General features: G+C 56.8%; 9 protein-coding genes and 4 pseudogenes. 9 read left to right on the top strand and 4 right to left on the bottom strand.

The genetic code is table 11. The features are described 5' to 3' along the window. Together KGA81_RS29630 and KGA81_RS29625 are read left to right on the top strand one after the other, a co-directional pair. A pseudogene (locus tag KGA81_RS29630) lies at positions 1 to 1,636 on the top strand (hypothetical protein); the annotation flags it as partial. Positions 1,637 to 1,846: 210 nt separating this feature from the next. Next, positions 1,847 to 1,964, top strand: a pseudogene (locus KGA81_RS29625) (flagellar biosynthetic protein FlhB); the annotation flags it as partial. A gap of 103 nt (positions 1,965 to 2,067) precedes the next feature. Here KGA81_RS29625 and KGA81_RS29620 read toward each other — a convergent pair. Continuing rightward, positions 2,068 to 2,538: pseudogene (locus KGA81_RS29620) on the bottom strand (transposase); the annotation flags it as partial. Between the two features lie 335 nt (positions 2,539 to 2,873). Here KGA81_RS29620 and KGA81_RS29615 point away from each other — a divergent pair. The 7 genes and pseudogenes from KGA81_RS29615 to KGA81_RS29585 all read left to right on the top strand — a co-directional run bounded on the left by KGA81_RS29615 (position 2,874) and on the right by KGA81_RS29585 (position 9,804). Next, positions 2,874 to 4,820, top strand: coding sequence for an Ig-like domain-containing protein (locus KGA81_RS29615; protein ID WP_223551191.1), 1,947 nt, complete (start codon positions 2,874 to 2,876; stop codon positions 4,818 to 4,820). Between the two features lie 105 nt (positions 4,821 to 4,925). Beyond that, positions 4,926 to 5,105 carry a hypothetical protein gene (locus KGA81_RS29610; protein ID WP_223551189.1) on the top strand — a complete coding sequence of 60 codons (180 nt, stop codon included), beginning with the start codon at positions 4,926 to 4,928 and terminating at the stop codon, positions 5,103 to 5,105. A 21-nt stretch (positions 5,106 to 5,126) separates the two neighbouring features. Continuing rightward, on the top strand, positions 5,127 to 5,354 hold the full coding sequence (locus KGA81_RS29605; protein WP_223551186.1) for a hypothetical protein: 228 nt from the start codon (positions 5,127 to 5,129) through the stop codon (positions 5,352 to 5,354). Continuing rightward, positions 5,330 to 5,758 (top strand): IS66 family insertion sequence element accessory protein TnpB, encoded by a 429-nt coding sequence (gene tnpB, locus KGA81_RS29600; protein WP_223551184.1) that lies wholly within the window; start codon positions 5,330 to 5,332, stop codon positions 5,756 to 5,758. Before KGA81_RS29605 ends, tnpB begins: the two co-directional genes overlap by 25 nt. Before the next feature lie 325 nt (positions 5,759 to 6,083). After that, positions 6,084 to 6,287: pseudogene (locus tag KGA81_RS29595) on the top strand (FHIPEP family type III secretion protein); the annotation flags it as partial. Between the two features lie 59 nt (positions 6,288 to 6,346). Continuing rightward, positions 6,347 to 6,766, top strand: a complete 420-nt coding sequence (locus tag KGA81_RS29590; RefSeq protein ID WP_223551181.1) for a hypothetical protein — start codon at positions 6,347 to 6,349, stop codon at positions 6,764 to 6,766. 2 nt (positions 6,767 to 6,768) lie between these two features. After that, complete coding sequence (locus KGA81_RS29585; protein ID WP_223551193.1) at positions 6,769 to 9,804, top strand: Ig-like domain-containing protein; 3,036 nt, start codon at positions 6,769 to 6,771, stop codon at positions 9,802 to 9,804. Between the two features lie 165 nt (positions 9,805 to 9,969). On the opposite strand, the gene KGA81_RS29580 is transcribed toward KGA81_RS29585, so the two are convergent. From KGA81_RS29580 to KGA81_RS29570, 3 genes are all read right to left on the bottom strand, one after another. Further along, the gene (locus tag KGA81_RS29580; RefSeq protein WP_223551179.1) at positions 9,970 to 12,060 is read right to left on the bottom strand and encodes an autotransporter outer membrane beta-barrel domain-containing protein; all 2,091 of its coding nucleotides are present in this window, start codon (positions 12,058 to 12,060) and stop codon (positions 9,970 to 9,972) included. Positions 12,061 to 12,566: 506 nt separating this feature from the next. Continuing rightward, positions 12,567 to 14,534, bottom strand: a complete 1,968-nt coding sequence (locus tag KGA81_RS29575; protein ID WP_223551177.1) for a hypothetical protein — start codon at positions 14,532 to 14,534, stop codon at positions 12,567 to 12,569. 195 nt (positions 14,535 to 14,729) lie between these two features. Beyond that, complete coding sequence (locus KGA81_RS29570; protein WP_223551175.1) at positions 14,730 to 16,682, bottom strand: hypothetical protein; 1,953 nt, start codon at positions 16,680 to 16,682, stop codon at positions 14,730 to 14,732. Positions 16,683 to 17,299 lie beyond the last annotated feature (617 nt).

The following is a 17,299-nucleotide window of genomic DNA, read 5'->3' as shown; positions in this document are numbered from 1 at the left end:
CGAGACCAGCGTGACGCTGACCGGTACCGCGAGCAAAGGTCAGAAGGTCGAAGTTTTCGATGGCACCGAGTCCAAAGGCCAGCCCACCGCCGACCCGGCGACGGGGATCTGGAGCCTTCCGGTGACGGGGCTGAGCGTGGCGGCCCACAGCTTCACGGCCAAAGCGCTCTATGGTTCGGGCCAGGTGTCAGCGGCGCGAACCTTGACCGTCACGGCGATCGTGGCGCCGACCATCACCTCGGTCAAAGGCTCGCCAAGCGGGGTCGAAATCCCCAACGCCGGCCTGACGACCGAGACCAGCGTGACGCTGACCGGTGCGGCCAGCAAGGGCCAGCAAGTCGATGTGCTCGATGGCACCGTGTCCAAAGGCCAGCCCACCGCCGACCCGGCGACGGGGATCTGGACCCTGACGGTCAGCGGGCTGACGGTGGCCGCCCACAGCTTCACGGCCAAAGCGCTCTATGGTTCGGGCCAGGTGTCAGCGGCGCGGACCTTGACCGTGACGGCAGTCGTGGCGCCGACCATTACCTCGGTCAAAGGCTCGCCAAGCGGGGTCGAAATCCCCAACGCCGGCCTGACGGTCGAGACCAGCGTGACGCTGACCGGTACCGCGAGCAAAGGTCAGAAGGTCGAAGTTTTCGATGGCACCGAGTCCAAAGGCCAGCCCACCGCCGACCCGGCGACGGGGATCTGGAGCCTTCCGGTGACGGGGCTGAGCGTGGCGGCCCACAGCTTCACGGCCAAAGCGCTCTATGGTTCGGGCCAGGTGTCAGCGGCGCGGACGTTGACCGTAGTGGCACTGGTCACGCCAAGCGTTACCAGGGTCAGGGATCCTCAGGGAAATACAATTACCAACGGCGGCAGGACAACGGCAACCACGGTCTATGTCAGCGGCAGTGCGTCTATCGGTACCACAGTCGAGGTTCGCGATAATGGTATTCGGAAGCAGGACGCAGCGGTCAACGGTAGCGGGGGATGGGGGGAAATCAGCTTGTCGGTGGGTGTCGGTTCTCATAGCATCACGGCCAGAGCGCTTTACGGCAGTAATCCAGTGTCAAATGCCTGGTCCTTCAGCGTTGTACCCTCGTTGGCGTTCGATACAACTTCTGTAGTTCTGAATGGCATGCTAGTCAGACGATTGGACAGGACTGTGATCAATCCCCCAACAGGGACCTCCATAACACGCCAAGCAAGCGGAGGTGTACCGCCCTATATCTACAGCACCAATGACCCGGCGGCTGTTGAAGTAAACCCAGCGACGGGACAAGTGATCGGCCTACGCAACCGGACTGCACGCATCACGGTTTCCGATCGGGCGGGATCTACGGCGTCCTATCAGATAACCATCCAGAATGTTTGGTATATACGCAACTACGGAGACGGGCGCAGTAACTGGTCGACAATGGTTGATGTAGCGAACAGGGATGGCGGACATGTCCCCGCACTCGCTCATTGGCGTGCTCTGAGAGGTGTGTACGGTGGCGATCCGGGAGGATATGTCAATACCTACTATTGGTCTTCAGACACACACGCTTGGGGATCGCACTGGTTGCTTCGCCCATCGGATGGCGTTGTCTATGGAGAGAATGACAACGGGAAAATTGCTTGCATAGGGGTCCTGATGCCATCCAATTAATCTCGTGGGCCCTTCATCAGTTCCATGAAGCAAAAAAAAAGCAGAAAAGGTGACAGCAGAAAAGGTGACGGATCTATTTATGACCATTCTTTTTGTGAGCATGAATCCGTCACTTCTATTCTCGACGAACTTACCTGACGACAGGTCTACATTTATCCGCTCTACCGGCATCGGGCGCCACGGGCTTAAATAACGGGCTCCCCTTTCTCGGTGGCCCGGGTATTGACCTACGTATACCAGATTCGCCTGCCGCGCCGGCGATGGCAAGCGTCCGGATTCGCTCAAGGACGATCCACCGATTCCGCCGGATTTGCGCCGCGACTCCTGATTTCGCGTTGTCTCTGCCGGCCCCTTCGCTGGCAAGCCAGCTCCTACAAGATTTCGCGGAACCTGTAATTGAAGGAAAAGGGGACAGATTTATTTAGCTGAATTTACTTTGCAGGCCTGCCTTGCCCTCGACATATTATTCGAAGCCCCGTGAGGTGTTCGATCTCGTCCACAAAGCTGGAGGTTCCGGTCAACTGCCCGCACTGGAGAGCATCTCTTATGAGTTTCAGCTCTCCGGTCGGAGCAGCCTGCTCTACAAATGTTCTATAGCGATTACGACGAATGAGATCCGTCGTGCCCAGTGCCTTGGAGCATGGATCGACATCCAGCCAATTGTCTTCAGCATGCTCTATCAAGCGAACACGGAAACTGGACCATGGATAGTCTTCTGCATGCGGCACCATGCGAGCTCTCACCGGGTTCAGTTCGATGTATCGGCTGCATGCAAGAAGACAGGTATCGGTTTGAACGACACTGGATTTGTAGCGACTCTCCCACAACGTGCCCGAGCGCCCCCCTAGCCTAATGCGGTAACGAGTCATACGAGCTGCGAGAGCTTTCATCAACTGCAAAAATGGGGACGCATTTATTAACGCTTGAAAGTGGGGCCAGATACTGCCTCTCCTGAATGGAAAAGTTGCCCCCCTCCACTGCGATCTCGAACAGGTTTGGTTCCACTGGAGACCGGTGTTTGTCGCGGAACAGGTCGAATGGCTGGCGAACCGGGCGCGGGATAACATCGATCCGCGCTAGCCGCTCACGTGTCGTTCCCCTATTGGCCTGGGAACGCTCTACCGCCGCGCTCCGACAGGATTTCACCGCCCGTCGCTACTGTCAGATCTGACAGTAGCGCCCTCCCCCAACGCTGGCCTTCAATCACTCCGTCGCCCATCGTCCGGAGTTTTCGCCCATGACTACCACCCACTCGCCCGACCCCGCTCCGCTCGCCCTCGAAGAGCGCGCCCCCGGCCGGACCAGTCCTTCGCACCCGTTGACCTTCAGAATCGGGGCCGCGCTGGATTTAAAGGAACCGGCGATCAAGGAAGCCAATGGCAGCAACCTGGACCCGATCGCGGCCAAGGACCGCCTGACCCTGGTGGTGCCCGCCAATGCAGCGTTGCGGCCCGATGATCGGTTGATCGTCATGTGGGTCGGCGCGGCCGGTACACCGGCTGGCGGCTCGCACACCTCCACGCCCAGGCCGGTCAGCGAAGGCCTGGAGTTCCCCATTCCCAACAGCGTGGTGGCTTTCAACCTCGGCCAGCCGGTGACGGTGCGCTACACGGTCACGCGCGGGGACGCTGCACCAAAACCTTCGCTGCCGCTTACGCTGGCGGTGCTGCCGATTGCCGATGGCGATGCCAACCTGACCACGCCGACCATCGACGGGGCCGACAATGCGGGCAACCAGCTGGATGTGACGAAGCTGGCCGATGCGGCGCGCGTGCGCGTGGCCCCGTGGCCGCTGATCGCGGTCGGCCAGAAGATCTGGCTGCGCCTGCAGGGCACCACCGCTGACGGCACACCTTTCGATCCCGCGCCGCTGTATGCGGGCACCACGCTCAGCTCCGGCGGCCTGGCGGGTGTTCACACACAAGCGCCGGTCGCGGCCCTGCGCGGGTTGAAGGACGGCTCATCGCTGCGCATCGAGTTCAAGGTGACCTTCGACGGCAGCGCGAACGAGGCCACGGCCGTCACCTTCCCGGTGCGAACCTACACGGTCAAGGCCCTGGTGGCGCTGACGCCGGAGATCACCTCGGTCAAGGACAGTGCGGACACGGAGATCCCCGAGGGCGGCACCACGGTCGACACCACCGTCACGCTCAGCGGAACCGCGACGGCCGGCCAGAAGGTCGAGATCTTCGATGGGCTCACCACTTCCAAGGGCACGGCCGATGTCGATGGCGATGGCGTCTGGACGCATCGCGTGACGGGCCTGGCCGTGGGCGGCCACAGCTTCACGGCCAAGGGGCTGTATGGCAGCAATCCGGTGTCGCCCGCCAGGACGATCAAGGTGGCCGCGGCGCTGACACCGGCGATCACCTCGGTCAAGGACAGTGCCGGCAGGGAGATTCCCGAAGGCGGCAACACCGTCGATACCACTGTCACGCTCACCGGCAATGCGACGTCCGATTTGAAGGTCGAGATCCGCGATCACACCACCTTCAAGGGCACGGCCGATGTCAATGGCAATGGCGTCTGGACGCTTCGGGTGACAAGCCTGGCCGCAGGCGGCCACAGCTTCACGGCCAAGGGGCTTTATGGCAGTGGACCGGTGTCGCCGGCCCGGACGTTGACCGTGACGCCTCCTCTCTCCGTCAGCCCTGATCCGATGAACCTGAATGGAGTTGTTGTGAGGATTGATGGATGGACACCTGTCAGAGAGGAGATGCCAGGGAACACGGAAACGCGTGTCGCCTCCGGTGGCCTGCCGCCCTATACCTACGTATCATCCAACCCTTCCATCGCCTCGGTGACATTGACGGGCAAGGTCACGGGCAATGCCAACGGGACGGCCACAATCACGGTCACTGACAGCAACCAACGCACCGCCTCTTATTCAGTGACGGTTTCCAATGTATTTCGCCTGATGGCATCAGGTACGTTTACGCATTATTCGCAGGCAGTTGCGTGGATGAATCAAACACCAAATGCATCCCCAATCGAGGCCGCGCAGGTGAACGCAATGAAGCTGTTATATGGATGGCTTCCGCTAACAAGCCATTATTGGCTTCCCAACTCTAATTGGGGTTGCAGGAACGCGGCCGCGTTCTACCACTTCGAACTCCAAGCCGTCCACTGTGCCGACTTTGATAATTCGAACATACTCGGGGCTTGGTTCGTGATACGAACATGACACGCTGGGAGCGGTCTGATCGTAAGCGCGCAATAAACCACGCCCTTCCTTCGAGCGCGACGAAGTGTGAGGCTACGTACCCATGTACAGGAACGTGGGCACGTAATGTCAGATTGGATTTCAGAGTTGGCGCGGCGCCCGGTTGTCGGGCATAAGCGCGATGGTCGCAGCATCTACAACGAGCAGGCCAAGCGCGAGTTGGTCCTGGCGTGTCGTGAGCCCGGCGTATCGATAGCGAAGCTGGCTCGCGATTGCGGGGTCAACGCGAACCAGGTGAGCAGCTGAGTGCGCTTGTATGAGCGACAGTTGGCCAAGAGCACAGCGCCGAGCGTGGACGTTGTCGAAGCGAAGACGCCGGCATTCGTGGCGCTCGAAGTCGCAGCGGCGCGCCAGGAAGAGACGTCGTCCATGGACGTGCAGGCCCGCCTGCCCAACGGAGTTGTGGTCGACTTGCGTGGTTGCGACACGCAGCAGGCGTTGGCGATGATCGAGGCGCTCGGGAGACTGCGATGTTCCGCTTCGACGAAGGGCTGAAGGTCTACCTGCATCGCGAGGCCATCGACTTCCGGGTCGGTCTCAACGGTCTGGCGATCCTGGTCGAGCAAGCCCTCGGGCTGGATCCGTTTGCCGAGGCGGTGTACGTCTTCAGAAATCGGCGACGTGATCGCGTAAAAATTTTGGGCTGGCAGCGAAACGGCTTTTGGATGTTGATGAAACGTCTCGAGGAAGACCGTTTTATCTGGCCTGACGTCGCCACCGTGCCGACGTTGACGGTGGAGCAACTGCACTGGTTGCTCGATGGAATTGATCTGAAAAAAGGTGACGGATCTATTTATGACCATTCATTTGATGGACATGAATCCGTCACTTCTATTTCGACGAATTTAGCTGGCAGGGACGATCTCCCGATTCCGCCGGATTTGCGCCGCGACTCCTGATTTCGCGTTGTCTCTGCCGGCCCCTTCGCTGGCAAGCCAGCTCCTACAAGATTTCGCGGAACCTGTAGGAGCTGGCTTGCCAGCGAAGGCGTCAGTCCAGGCCATGCATTTCCCCCTGAAAAAACTCTCTATTTCTCCCCCCGCAAAAGTTGGAAGGCTTCTTGCGGTAGCCGCCCTGCGCCCGCTTCAGGCGTCAAAGATTTGCTTTAAAGAAACGGGGAAAACCGGTGGATCGCGCTCAGTTAATCAACAGTGCCCGTAGCAACAATGCCGACCTCAGTCGAGGCAATCTGGGTGTGCCGCTGTTGCTGCTGGTCATGCTGGCTACGTGGTCGGTATTGTGGTCTTCGCGATCTTGATGATCATCAACTTCGTCGTGGTGACCAAAGGTGCGGGGCGGATTTCCGAGGTGAGCGCGCGTTTCACTCTCGATGCGATGCCCGGCAAGCAAATGGCGATCGACGCCGACCTCAACGCCGGCCTGATCGATCAGGCCCAGGCCAAGGCCCGCCGTTCGGAAGCGGCCCAAATCCAGGTCACTCGCAGCTCAAGGCGCCACTGCCACCCCAGGATATAATCGATAACGGCGTGGACGCCGTGGCCGCGAAAGAAGGGTTCGACCTGGAAATCAAGCATTACCCGAGGCGTGCGGCCTACGACACCATTCAGTTGGCCTGGGGCAGCGCTTTTGTATATCGGGAGATAACCCCGGAAGAAGCGGCTACCACGGACTCGATTTTCATACGGATCGACCAGCAGACGATCCTCGCCGGAGGGGACAGTTCCGCACTGCTGGTGCACTACATGGTGTTTGATCTGGTTTGGAATTACGCCGAAAAATATTCCTTGCGCACCTATGTACAGGTAGACGCCGGCGCCGCCCGGTTACCAGCGCCGGTCATCAAGGAGGCGTTCAACGGCGTTATCGATCTGATCGCATTGGACAAAAACCCGTCAGGCTCCTGGTTTACGCAAGTCAACCTGAATTCTCCCAGAACGACACCTTGAAGATGTCCTGGATCGGTACCCCGGTGATTGGCCTGCCCTTGGAAAATCACCAATCCCAAACCATCGACAACCTGCCCGCCATCTATGAATTCGAAATCCCCAACGCTGAAATTCGTGCCCTGGCAGGCGGTTCGGGAGATGCTTTCTACATTCTGGAAAAAGCCAACGGCGATCCAGCCCTGTCGTCCAGGCACGCCTTTGCCAATGTCGAAGGCGAGCTCTCTTCATTACCACCCCCGACCATCATAGAGCTGGTCGGGGACGTACTCGATCCGGACCTGCCCTTGGCCACTGTGGTTATCAAAGCCTATCCAGGAATGGCTAACGGCGACCAAATCAAACTGGTCTGGCTGGGCAAAAAAGCCGATGGTGGCGCTTATCTGCATGAAGATAAGGAGTCGATCAGTGAGAATGAAGTCGGCACGGATACCGTGATGTTCGTTTTTGGCGAACATATCGAGGCCCTGAGGAACGGCAGCCTGCGACTGAGCTACTGGGTCTCCAACGACGAGGCGATGGTGTATGACCTCAGGGAGTCCGACTACCTCGATGCCAATGTCCAGGCCATCCGTGCCGAACTCCCGGCGCCTCGGGTCGTTGAAGCGCCTGAGAATACACTGGACCCGGAAATCTACACCGGCAGCGTGACGCTGCGCATTGAGTACTTCGGCACCAAGGCAGGCGACACACTCACCTATTACTGGCATGGGAACCCCGGAGACGGCAGTACCAGTGATTGGGTGCCGATATCCGAAGTCAGCGCCGGCAAGGCACTGGACTTTACTATTCTGCGCAAGTACATCGAACCGAACATCAATGACATTGTGCGGATTCGTTATGTGCTCCTTGAGAAAAGCACCGGCCGGTATCGCTACTCGGCCCTGCTGGAGCTGGCTATCGGCGACCTGCTGGGAGAACGTCCCCCTCCGACGGTCATCGAAGCCTCACCCGAGGATTTTCTCGACCCGATGAATGCACTCGCCGGCGCCACGGTAGAGGTGCGATACGCGAGCATGGATACGCCGCATGAGATCCGTTTGAAATGGCTGGGCACCCCCGGGGCCGGAACATCCGACGATCTGGAGTTGCCCGGCAGTGCCACTGGCAGCGTTCGATTCAACGTTCCCGCCTCGGTGGTCGGGGCCAACATCAACCGTAATGTGATGCTTGGCTATGAGGTGATCCACAAAGGCTTCCTGTTCCCCTCCGAAGTCCTGGAACTGAAAGTGGCGGCCTTTCAGGATCCGGAAACACAACTGCCCAAACCCTGGATTCCCCAGGCGAACAACACAACGCGGGTACTGAACCTGGCAACCTTTGCTGGCAACGCCACTATCACCCTCGAAAAATGGCCGTTCATTGCCGCCAAACAGCGCATCTGGCTACGGCTTGAAGGCAATACTCAAGCTGGAGAGTCTTATTCCATTCCGTTGCTCGACAGCCATGAACTGACCGACGACCAGGCAGGCAATGGCCTGAGCGAAACGGTATTGCGAACCGAGCTGGAGAAACTGGGGCACGACACTCCGCTGACGGCCGTGTGCAAGGTCGGCTTCAGCGCTGAAGCTGACGAAACTTATGCACTGACCTTTCCCCTGACCCGCTACACCTTCAAGACCCGCCATGATTGGGTCGTGCCAGAGATCGTCAGCATCAAGGACTCCTGGGGCGAAGTGGCTGAAGGAGAAAATACCCTCGATAGACGTGTGACACTAAGCGGTACGGCAACCCCGGATTCCAGTATTCAACTCTACGACGGCACCGCCGGCGGAGAGATTCTGAAGGTGACTATCGAGGGTAGCTGGTCTCATGTCCTGTCCGGGCTGAGCGTGAAGTCGTACCGGCTCACCGTGCATGCGCTCGATGGCAGCGAATTTGTCTCCCCGCCGCGGACCTTTTCGGTGGAAGCCGCCAATGCCCCGACCATCACCAGCGTCAGGGACGCCTGGCGGGAAATTGCCCACGGCGGCTACACCGCCAACCGCCAAGTCACGGTAAGCGGTAAAGCCAATGCCAGGCAGAACGTGAAGGTCGTGGGCGTCACAACCCCGGCACCGCAAGTGCCTACCGATGACAATGGTAACTGGAACACCACTTTCAGCGCCTTGAGCCTGCAGCAATATAGCGTTGTTGCCGAAGCACTTTATGGTGAGGGTGTCCCGCCTTCCGCGCCACGGGCATTCACCGTGACGGCGGTCGCCAACCCTGTCATCACCAGCGTCCGAGACTCCCGCGGCGAACTGAGCAACGGCGCCATCACGACCGACAACCGTGTGGCCTTGAGGGGCTCCGCCAGCGCACATCAGAGGGTCCAGATACTCGGCACGACATCGACCGCGCCCGAGATCATTGCCGATTCCACGGGCACCTGGAGCCTTGCACAACTGGCGGTGACACCCAGAAGCTACAGCCTGACCGCTAAGGCGCTATATGGCGACAACGTGCCCGTTTCGCCAGCGCGAACCTTTACCGTGCGCGCGCCTACGCCGCCCTTGAACTTCAACCAAAGCCCGGTAACTTTGAATGGAACCGCGTACATACTCGTCGGGAACGGTACGCTACCCAACTTTGGCGGCGGCACCGCGGTCCGTCATGTAGCCAGCGGAGGAGTACCGCCCTATCGATATAGCTCCAGCAATACCGGAGTCGCTGTGGTCGATGGCAGCGGGCTGGTAACCGTTCGCCGCAATGGCAGCACGACAATCACCGCGACCGATTCGGCCTCGCCACAACAGTCAAGAAGCTACACCGTGACGGTGACGGGTGTCTGGCTATGCCATCACCTTGGGGGCGGGAATTACAAAGTGATTTATGCTTCGGCCGCTGCGCGGGGCCTGCATGTTCCTGATATCGGTACGCTGAGGGCGATCAGCGCAGCTTACGGGGGACGCTTTCCATGGGGAGGTTATACGTGGTCCAGCAGTGCTCACTGGCCATTACCTCCGGTGTATATGTATGCGTTGACCATGAACAACGGGCAGACATGGAAACTATGGGATCTCAACCCGGGTGGCACGGGCCTGGGCATCGGCAGGTGAGGCAGAGACGTTGAACGCAGGCCCCGACACACGGCGGGGCTCGTGTTCGCGATTCAAGCAGATGTGTCATCACCCATTGATCATTCACGACAGGAGCCGCTTTAAAACGAAAGAACCCTGCGCAAAGGCAGGGTTCTTCTTTTGCTTGTCCAGCCGGGCCTGCGCTTACCAGCTATAACGAACCCCCACATTCGCTCCGAACGGCATTTCGATATGCTTGCCGTTGGCATAGTCGAAATCGGCGTGCAACTGCAAGCGCTCACTGAGCTGCGCCGCTATACCAGCGCCCAGCTCGCCGCGCGAACCCGACAGGTCGTTATTGAATACATTGTTATTGACCTGCACCTCGTTGTTTTTGGCAAATTCATGGGCCATGGCCACACGGACATAGGGCTGCACCTGCGTGCCGCTGTCCAGGGTGAAGTTTCGCCCGCCGGTGATGCCGACCTTGCCCAGAAAGGAACGTGTGCGGTCGCCTTCGGCCTGCATGCCATTGTCCAGACCATAATCCTGACTCTGAATCACCACCGTGGAGAACTGGGTAAAAGGCTCGGCGAAATATCCCTTGTCCAGCTTGATGTGACGGCCAAACTCCACCGAGCCGCCCAGGCCCGCGGTGTTGTAGGAGCCCTTGGCACGGGTATTGTCGCTCATCGAGACTTTCGCCTCGTTGTGGAAACGGTTGAGCTTGAGCACACCGTCAAAGTAGTAGCCGGTGTCCGCATCCAGCCAGGTGGTGTAAGCACCCACATAGTAGCTTTTCACGTTGCCCGAGCTGCCACGGCTCAGGTCCAGGTCGGAGTTGCTGTGGCCCGCCATGGCGCCGATCAGCCATTGCCCATCGCCCACCGGCAGTGGCGCGTCGGCCCCCAGCGAGAAGCCCTGCTGGGTTTGCTTGTAGCCAGTGCCGGAAGCCGCGTCCACCGAGTATTTATTGCCATAGGTGCGGCCCCAGGCGCCCGACTTGCCACCGCTGTAACGCAACTCGCCCATGCGGCTGCGCAGGCTGGTCAACTCACCCAGCCAGACGGTCGGCGCCGTGTTGAATATCGCAAGGACCGTGCGGGTACTGGGGCTGACCGTCGCAGTCTCGGGATCCAGGTACCAGTCGGTACCACCGGAAGCATTGCTGGTAGACGCCAGTTTGTAGGAATAGGTGCCGACATCCACCTCGCCGCCGTCCAAGCCAAAGGTAGCGTCTCCCGCCGCCAGCTTGACCAACGTCAGTGCCTCGGGCGACACCGGGTCGAGGCCGGAACCATTCACCATCAGCGTGTGACTGCCACTGGCCACGCCGGTGACATTCAGCACATCGTGTTGATTGGTGGCCCAGTCCACATCCATCTTGAAGGCTCCATTGCCCGCCAGGGTGCCGACGTTCAACTGATAAAACTGGTCAACGCCGCCGAAGGTCACCGTGCCGCCATCCATTGCCAGGGTGCCGACGCTATTGGTGGCCGTCATATTCCAGGTGGAGCCGCTGTTGATGGTTACGCCTGAAACATTGTTCAGACTACCGGTGAATACAGAGCCGTTGGCCAAGGCCAGGTTGCCGGTGCTGCCGGCTTCGACATTGAAATCGCCGGTCATCTGGCCGGCGTCGAAGGACAGGTTGGCGATGCTGTTTTCGGTGACATCGACGTTGCCTGTGAGCACGGTACCGCCACTATTGCTCACCTTCATGTTCGCCGTAGCACCACCCACGACCTCGAGCAGATTGCCATTGCCACCAATGAGATTCGAGCCATTGGCCAGATCGATATTGAGCACGGCCGATGCAGCGTTGGCACCCGATACACGAATGGCTGCACCGTTTTTTCCTTCAACGGTTGTGCCATCGAGCAGCACGTTGCCCTCACGCGGAAGCGGCCGGTTGCCCCGCAGATCAAGTCCGTTCAGGCCGCCAATGATCGTGCTGTCGGTAAATTTCGCGTCGGCGCTGAACAACCTGGCACCGTAACTGCCGGCACCCGTGCCTTCGATATGAGAGTTGCTGACGTCCAAAGTACTTAACGCCGAAGCGAAGGCGCCGCCATCACGCCCCTTGATAACGCTACCGGCCGATACCGTTGCCGTCGAACCCACTGTGGGATTCTGCAACAGCTGCAAGCCAATCCCATAGTCGTTGGTCACGGTGCTGTTGCTGATCGTTGCCTCACTGCCCTCCAGACGCACTCCAGCAGCACTTCCCGCCGCGGCCGTTACGGTGGCGCCAGCAAGCCCCACCCGCGATCCGTTGGTGGCCAAAACCTGCAAGGTCGTACTGCCAGGGCGGACATTAATGGTGGAGTTATTCGAATTGATATCCAGAATATCGGCACCGTTTACATTGAGCGTGGACCCTGTTACCACCTCGTAGCGATCGGCAGGGGTGCCAGGGGCAACATCCCTGATCTCACCATTTTCCACCAAGGCAGCCTGCACGGATGTTGTCGCCAACATCGACAAGACAAAGGAACAAGACACCGGGGTCGTAACGGACAAAAACGCTCGCGTAGAATTCAATAGATACATAGTGATACACCTGAAATAAGGGTGAACGCGCACTCCCTCAGACTCAGAGGCAATCAAAGTGCAACGTGGCGGCAGAGTACTCAGAAACAAACATTCACGATGTAGGAAAAATCCTAAAGAAATAGGGAGCAATCCTATAAATTAAAAACGCACAACGATTTCCGAGCCTTGTCGAACAACAAACAGAAAGGAAGGAGCTGAGCTCTTTCCTTTCTGTTGCCATTCACCTTATTCGGAACTCACAACTATCAAGAGGGGTTGATTGGGCACAGGCCGGCTGCATCCCGCGAAGCTGCGCGAATTGAAAGAGTACCCGACAATGGGGCAACGCCGACAACCACGGTATAGTCAACTTTCAACGCACCCCTAACGCCGAGCAAATCATGAAAGTGAGTGAGCCTGGGTCCAACCAACTCTATAAAGCCATTCTTCACTTGATCGTCAGTCAGTGACGGAATTGATTTTGTCCAAGGTGTTCCCACTGGCGTAGCAGGCGGGAAGTCAGAATACCCTTGTACCGTGATATTCATTGCCTGACCCTCCGTCAATCTCGGATTGGGTGGAATACGCAGCTGCAAGTTGGCATCTTCACCGATCCAGGAACTGCAATTAATCCGCAAAACCGTTCCTACAAGTCTGGCATCAGGAAACTCCGGTTCTGCCAGCCTGATAGGAACAGCGGCCTGTACATCCACCTGGGTAATGGGAGAGGGAGAAGGGTTGTTATCATCCGTGATGCCGACCTCGTACCGGACATTGATAAGAACACCAGGTACTTTCGCAATCTCTGCCCAAGGAACAGTAAAGGTGAGATCGTCTCCTGGCGTCGGTACAGGCGACACCTCAGCTACGTGATCGGGCAGATCCCCCCAGTACAACCTGGCCCAGTCAACACCGGTAAGGCCCATGGGCACCGTGAAGGTTGCTGTTGCAGCGAGCCCTATGTCTCCTTCCACCAACTTATTGTCTTCTGCCGTCAGACCACCTCCCCTGACAAGCACGGCCGGCAGAATGTCGGGGTCAATCACTTGAGACAAATCGACATTGATATCCAGGGCGCTGTCAGCGTCGAACTTTTTGTTGCCTCGCTGGATCTGATAAGTCACCGACGTCGGTTTTTCGCCAGTAGAGACACCATAATCCGGGATAATAAGCTCGGTATCGCTGACATCAATGATGATTTCATCTGCCGGGTTTTCGCCTACAGTGTGGGGGATACTGGCAGTTTTCGTACCCCATGTTATGAAAATCTTGTCATTCTTTCCGTAATTCGTATAGCGCGGGACCAAAGCCCTGACTCCGGCTCGAACGTCGGCCCGATCAATCAATTTTTTGGCGTCCTCGGCCAACGGAACCCTGAGAGGACGGAAAGGACCGACAGGCAGGGGGAGTAGCAGCAAATCAGTCTCGAGTGGATTTGAAAACGGGCCAACGTTACCTACGATATCTTTCAACTTAAAAGTAAAAGCGAGCCGACCGTCGTCTTTGCCCGTGAAGAGCGTAACCGGGATAAAAACTGTTCGATCGTCGGGAATTACAACGTCACGTACTTTTTGCGGAACAATGTCTCCCTCAAACTTGGCATAGACCTCAATAGCATCCTGGTTACGTGCGCCTAAGTATGCTGGCACGATCATAGGTACGCCATCCGGACTCAAGCTGCTCAGATAAGCCTGCGTCAACCCATCGTCTTTAGCTTCCTGGTCCTTGAACTCCAACGGATTCGTGGAAATCTGGCCATCATTCGGTGGCGTCTTATCGATAACGAAAGACACTGTTTCTGAGTCCGTTATGGTCCCGGTGAATATCTCCACGGTGTACATCAACTCGTAACTTCCCTCACGGGCAAAGGCGCTGGCACTTACGGTGACTGGATAATCAAATTCGGTAGGGTCAAGCGGCCCGGGAAATAAATGGGTATCCACAGGGCTCCCCCAATTGGGCGCTCCCTGCGGCCTAACGTAAATTCTGAGAGTGTCAAGTTCATCTGTTTCTTCAGCATAGTTTGGCCAAAGCTTAACCTTTAACTCAAGATCCGTCTCCTGCAGTTCCCGAGGTACGTAGCCTTTGTATTCAGGATACTCAGGCCAATAATCGGGAACAACCATGGGAGGCAAGAGCTGAGCCGCATCATGGGCACTTTCGTTCAAATACCAAGTTACGTAAGCCTGACGAGCTTGCGCCGAGGTCAGTGTAAATTTTTGTTCACTGCTCATTTTATAAACTCCAACAGATATGAATTTAAACACACGTAAACACCCGGGACATTTGCAATCACGTCCCTTCGCAAAGCATGCTGCTCACTTCAAATAATTGTCTTTTTCTGACTTTTATCACTCCTGAGATCCACGTCTCCTTTTCTAGTCAAGCGTCAATAGACTGCACTGCTCATTGAGCACAGGCTTGTCTCATCAACGCCCACGCCTCAACGCATTGCATAATTCTTCCGACACCGTCTCGATAATTTTCAAATTCTCCGGCGCCTGGGAAGTACCAAACTGTCCATCTGTTTTGGTCAGTGTGTAATAGGCCCCCCACGACCCCCGCGTAACCAGTTTTATGTAAGGATCAAAAGGTAAAATCCAGACATCGATAAATCCGTCACGAAGATGATTGGCATTTATTGTCTCTGGAAACTCACCATAGGTCGCTTCGATCGGATCATACGAATTGAATGCTCGATAGCCTTGCCAGAACACCCTGACCACGTCGTTCAGGGCAAAATGGCCACTATCAAAGTTGATTCGAACCCGAATCCCTTCCCAGGGTTTATCTTCGCAACCGATATAACCAAACCCGTCTGCATCTTCAAAGACAGGCTCAGGCAGATCATCAATCGTGGTCACTTGAACTTTGACGTAGGTAACATCAGACTGCTGCTCGTTGACGCCGTTATAAGTGGTGTAATAAACCGGCAGTCTTGCGTTATTGGGCTCGGTGTCAATTACCTCCCAAGGTACGGCACTGAACGAAACCGAGTCGCCTTCGCGATCGCCTGCCTGCACGGTATAGTCGGAAACGGCGCCAACATATTGGCCCCAGTGAAGTTCGAGACGTTCTCCTGGTTTAGGCGACTGGTAAAGTTTAAGTTTCGGAATTACGGGAAAGTCTCGGTCAACGGGCAACAGCACATTGGGCACACCCGAACCACCCACGATATCAATGCGCGGCAAAAGCGGGTTGAGCAATGCCGGCGCGCTGGGATGGTCCTGACCGGCCACCGTGAAGTCGATGCGGATATCGGCTTCTTCCGAGGGACGCGGGCGCCCGCCACGAATGAAGTTGTAATACACCTTGGCAACCAAAGGTCCGGGTCCTTGGGCGATCAATACACTCCAGGGCACGGGTATTGTCAAAGGGAGAACGGCGTCCTCCCTGGGCAGCGGAACACCGTTCCAAACCAGTTCAATCTTGTCATTGGGTTGCAGGTTAGTGATGCCGTCAACTACCGCCTCCACTTGTGCTCGCGCATCAGCCCGGTGAACGAGGCCATCGTCTTCATGCCGCGGCACAGTGGGTGGCGGTAATCGACCAGGCCAAGGTACCAGCGAAACAGTTCCGATTGCCGGCTTTGAAAATGTCAGCGTTTCGTTTCCGGCACGATCCCGCAGTTTGTAAAAGGCGTAAAACGTGCCGTTCTGATTGGCAGCACGAATATCATCGCCCTTTAAATCCACGCGTATATCCCTGGCATCGATCTCCGCCTGAAGGATCGTTTTGGTACTGACAAAAGCCTCTATGGGAGGGTTCGTTACCGACCAGAACAATTCAAGTACATCGCGATCCGCGGCGCCTGTATAAAGAGCTGGCGGAAGACGAAACTCAACCTTGTCATTGTTATCCTGAAGGTATTCTTCGGTAATAACCCTGTCGGGTAAATTACTGGGGTATAACAATTCTTCAAGTTGTTTATCGTAACTGGGCGGCTCGCTATCTACCGTGACAAATCGATGCTCAGAGGGTGCGCCAGGACCACCGGCAGAGATAACGACCGCATACCAGACCTCAAAGCGACCATCCGGATGAAGGAGATTTTTCGGCACCGTCAGTTCGTAGGAAAAATCCTCTGCAATCGGTCCCGGGATCGGGACACTGTCAATAAGCTGGGGTGTTCTGTTAGGACGGTCCCAATACAGTTCGAGAGTATCTGTTTCACCTTCAATCGCATAATTGGGCCATCGTTCAGGCACACAAACAGTCAATGATTCATTCTGCGACCCTGTGGGAAGCAGTCCTTCCGGGTCATCATCATCAATGACCGAAGGAATCGACAATCTCTTCAGGGGAGCGAGTTTCAACTTTCCTTCTCTGGCGAGAATCCTGTTCTTTTCGGCGGTGCCCTGGTCTTCTTTTGATCCGTTCATTGCCCAACTCCAAGCTAGCAAACCACTTATGTAGCTGACTCACTTCTCATGACATTAAAAGTTCGTCGACCTCGCACTGAAAGGATCAACGTGCAGGCCAATTTCGCTCTTTTTTCATCCGCTTGACTACTGTCAGATCTGACAGGTACGGCTACCGCTCGTCGCTTCGAGAGCCTAGGAGTTAGCTCTAAACCTTTTAATAGCGAGCCACTGCGTACTGGCTTCTGCACAATCTCTGAGGGCTACATAAGACTTCGGAACAGGTGGATTCGGTCGTCAACTTCGTATGCAGGAAGCCAAGACAGCCAAGACCAAAAAACAGCGAAGCAGGCACAAGGAATTGCTTCGCCCTGACTACCAAGGGAAGCACTACGACGGGAAATATATTTTGAAAGACAATGAGTTGATAACGTCAAAAAACACTATTGAATAGAAGGCTTGTTTCTTGACTCGGCAGGCCGATTAGAGGGGGTGTAAAGGTCGCATAGCGGTAAGCGTCTGGCGAAGTCACCTACCCGATCCCTGCGATAAGGGCGATGTTCTCCACTTAAAAATACGTGGACACCATCGCCCTTATCTTCAGGATTGCCATGCGCCAAAGAACTTCCTATCCCAAA

Source organism: Pseudomonas sp. A-B-19, from assembly GCF_019947515.1.
Taxonomy (GTDB): Bacteria; Pseudomonadota; Gammaproteobacteria; order Pseudomonadales; family Pseudomonadaceae; genus Aquipseudomonas.
The sequence above is the reverse complement of the archived record's forward strand: the minus strand, read 5'-3'. Positions and strand labels throughout refer to the sequence as shown.

Excerpts from the sequence above, each read along its gene's own strand:
- KGA81_RS29610 (WP_223551189.1), top strand. The coding sequence starts at position 4,926 with ATGTCAGATTGGATTTCAGAGTTGGCGCGGCGCCCGGTTGTCGGGCAT.
- tnpB (WP_223551184.1), top strand. The coding sequence starts at position 5,330 with ATGTTCCGCTTCGACGAAGGGCTGAAGGTCTACCTGCATCGCGAGGCC.
- KGA81_RS29570 (WP_223551175.1), bottom strand. The coding sequence starts at position 16,682 with ATGAACGGATCAAAAGAAGACCAGGGCACCGCCGAAAAGAACAGGATT.
- KGA81_RS29575 (WP_223551177.1), bottom strand. The coding sequence starts at position 14,534 with ATGAGCAGTGAACAAAAATTTACACTGACCTCGGCGCAAGCTCGTCAG.
- KGA81_RS29615 (WP_223551191.1), top strand. The coding sequence starts at position 2,874 with ATGACTACCACCCACTCGCCCGACCCCGCTCCGCTCGCCCTCGAAGAG.
- KGA81_RS29585 (WP_223551193.1), top strand. The coding sequence starts at position 6,769 with ATGTCCTGGATCGGTACCCCGGTGATTGGCCTGCCCTTGGAAAATCAC.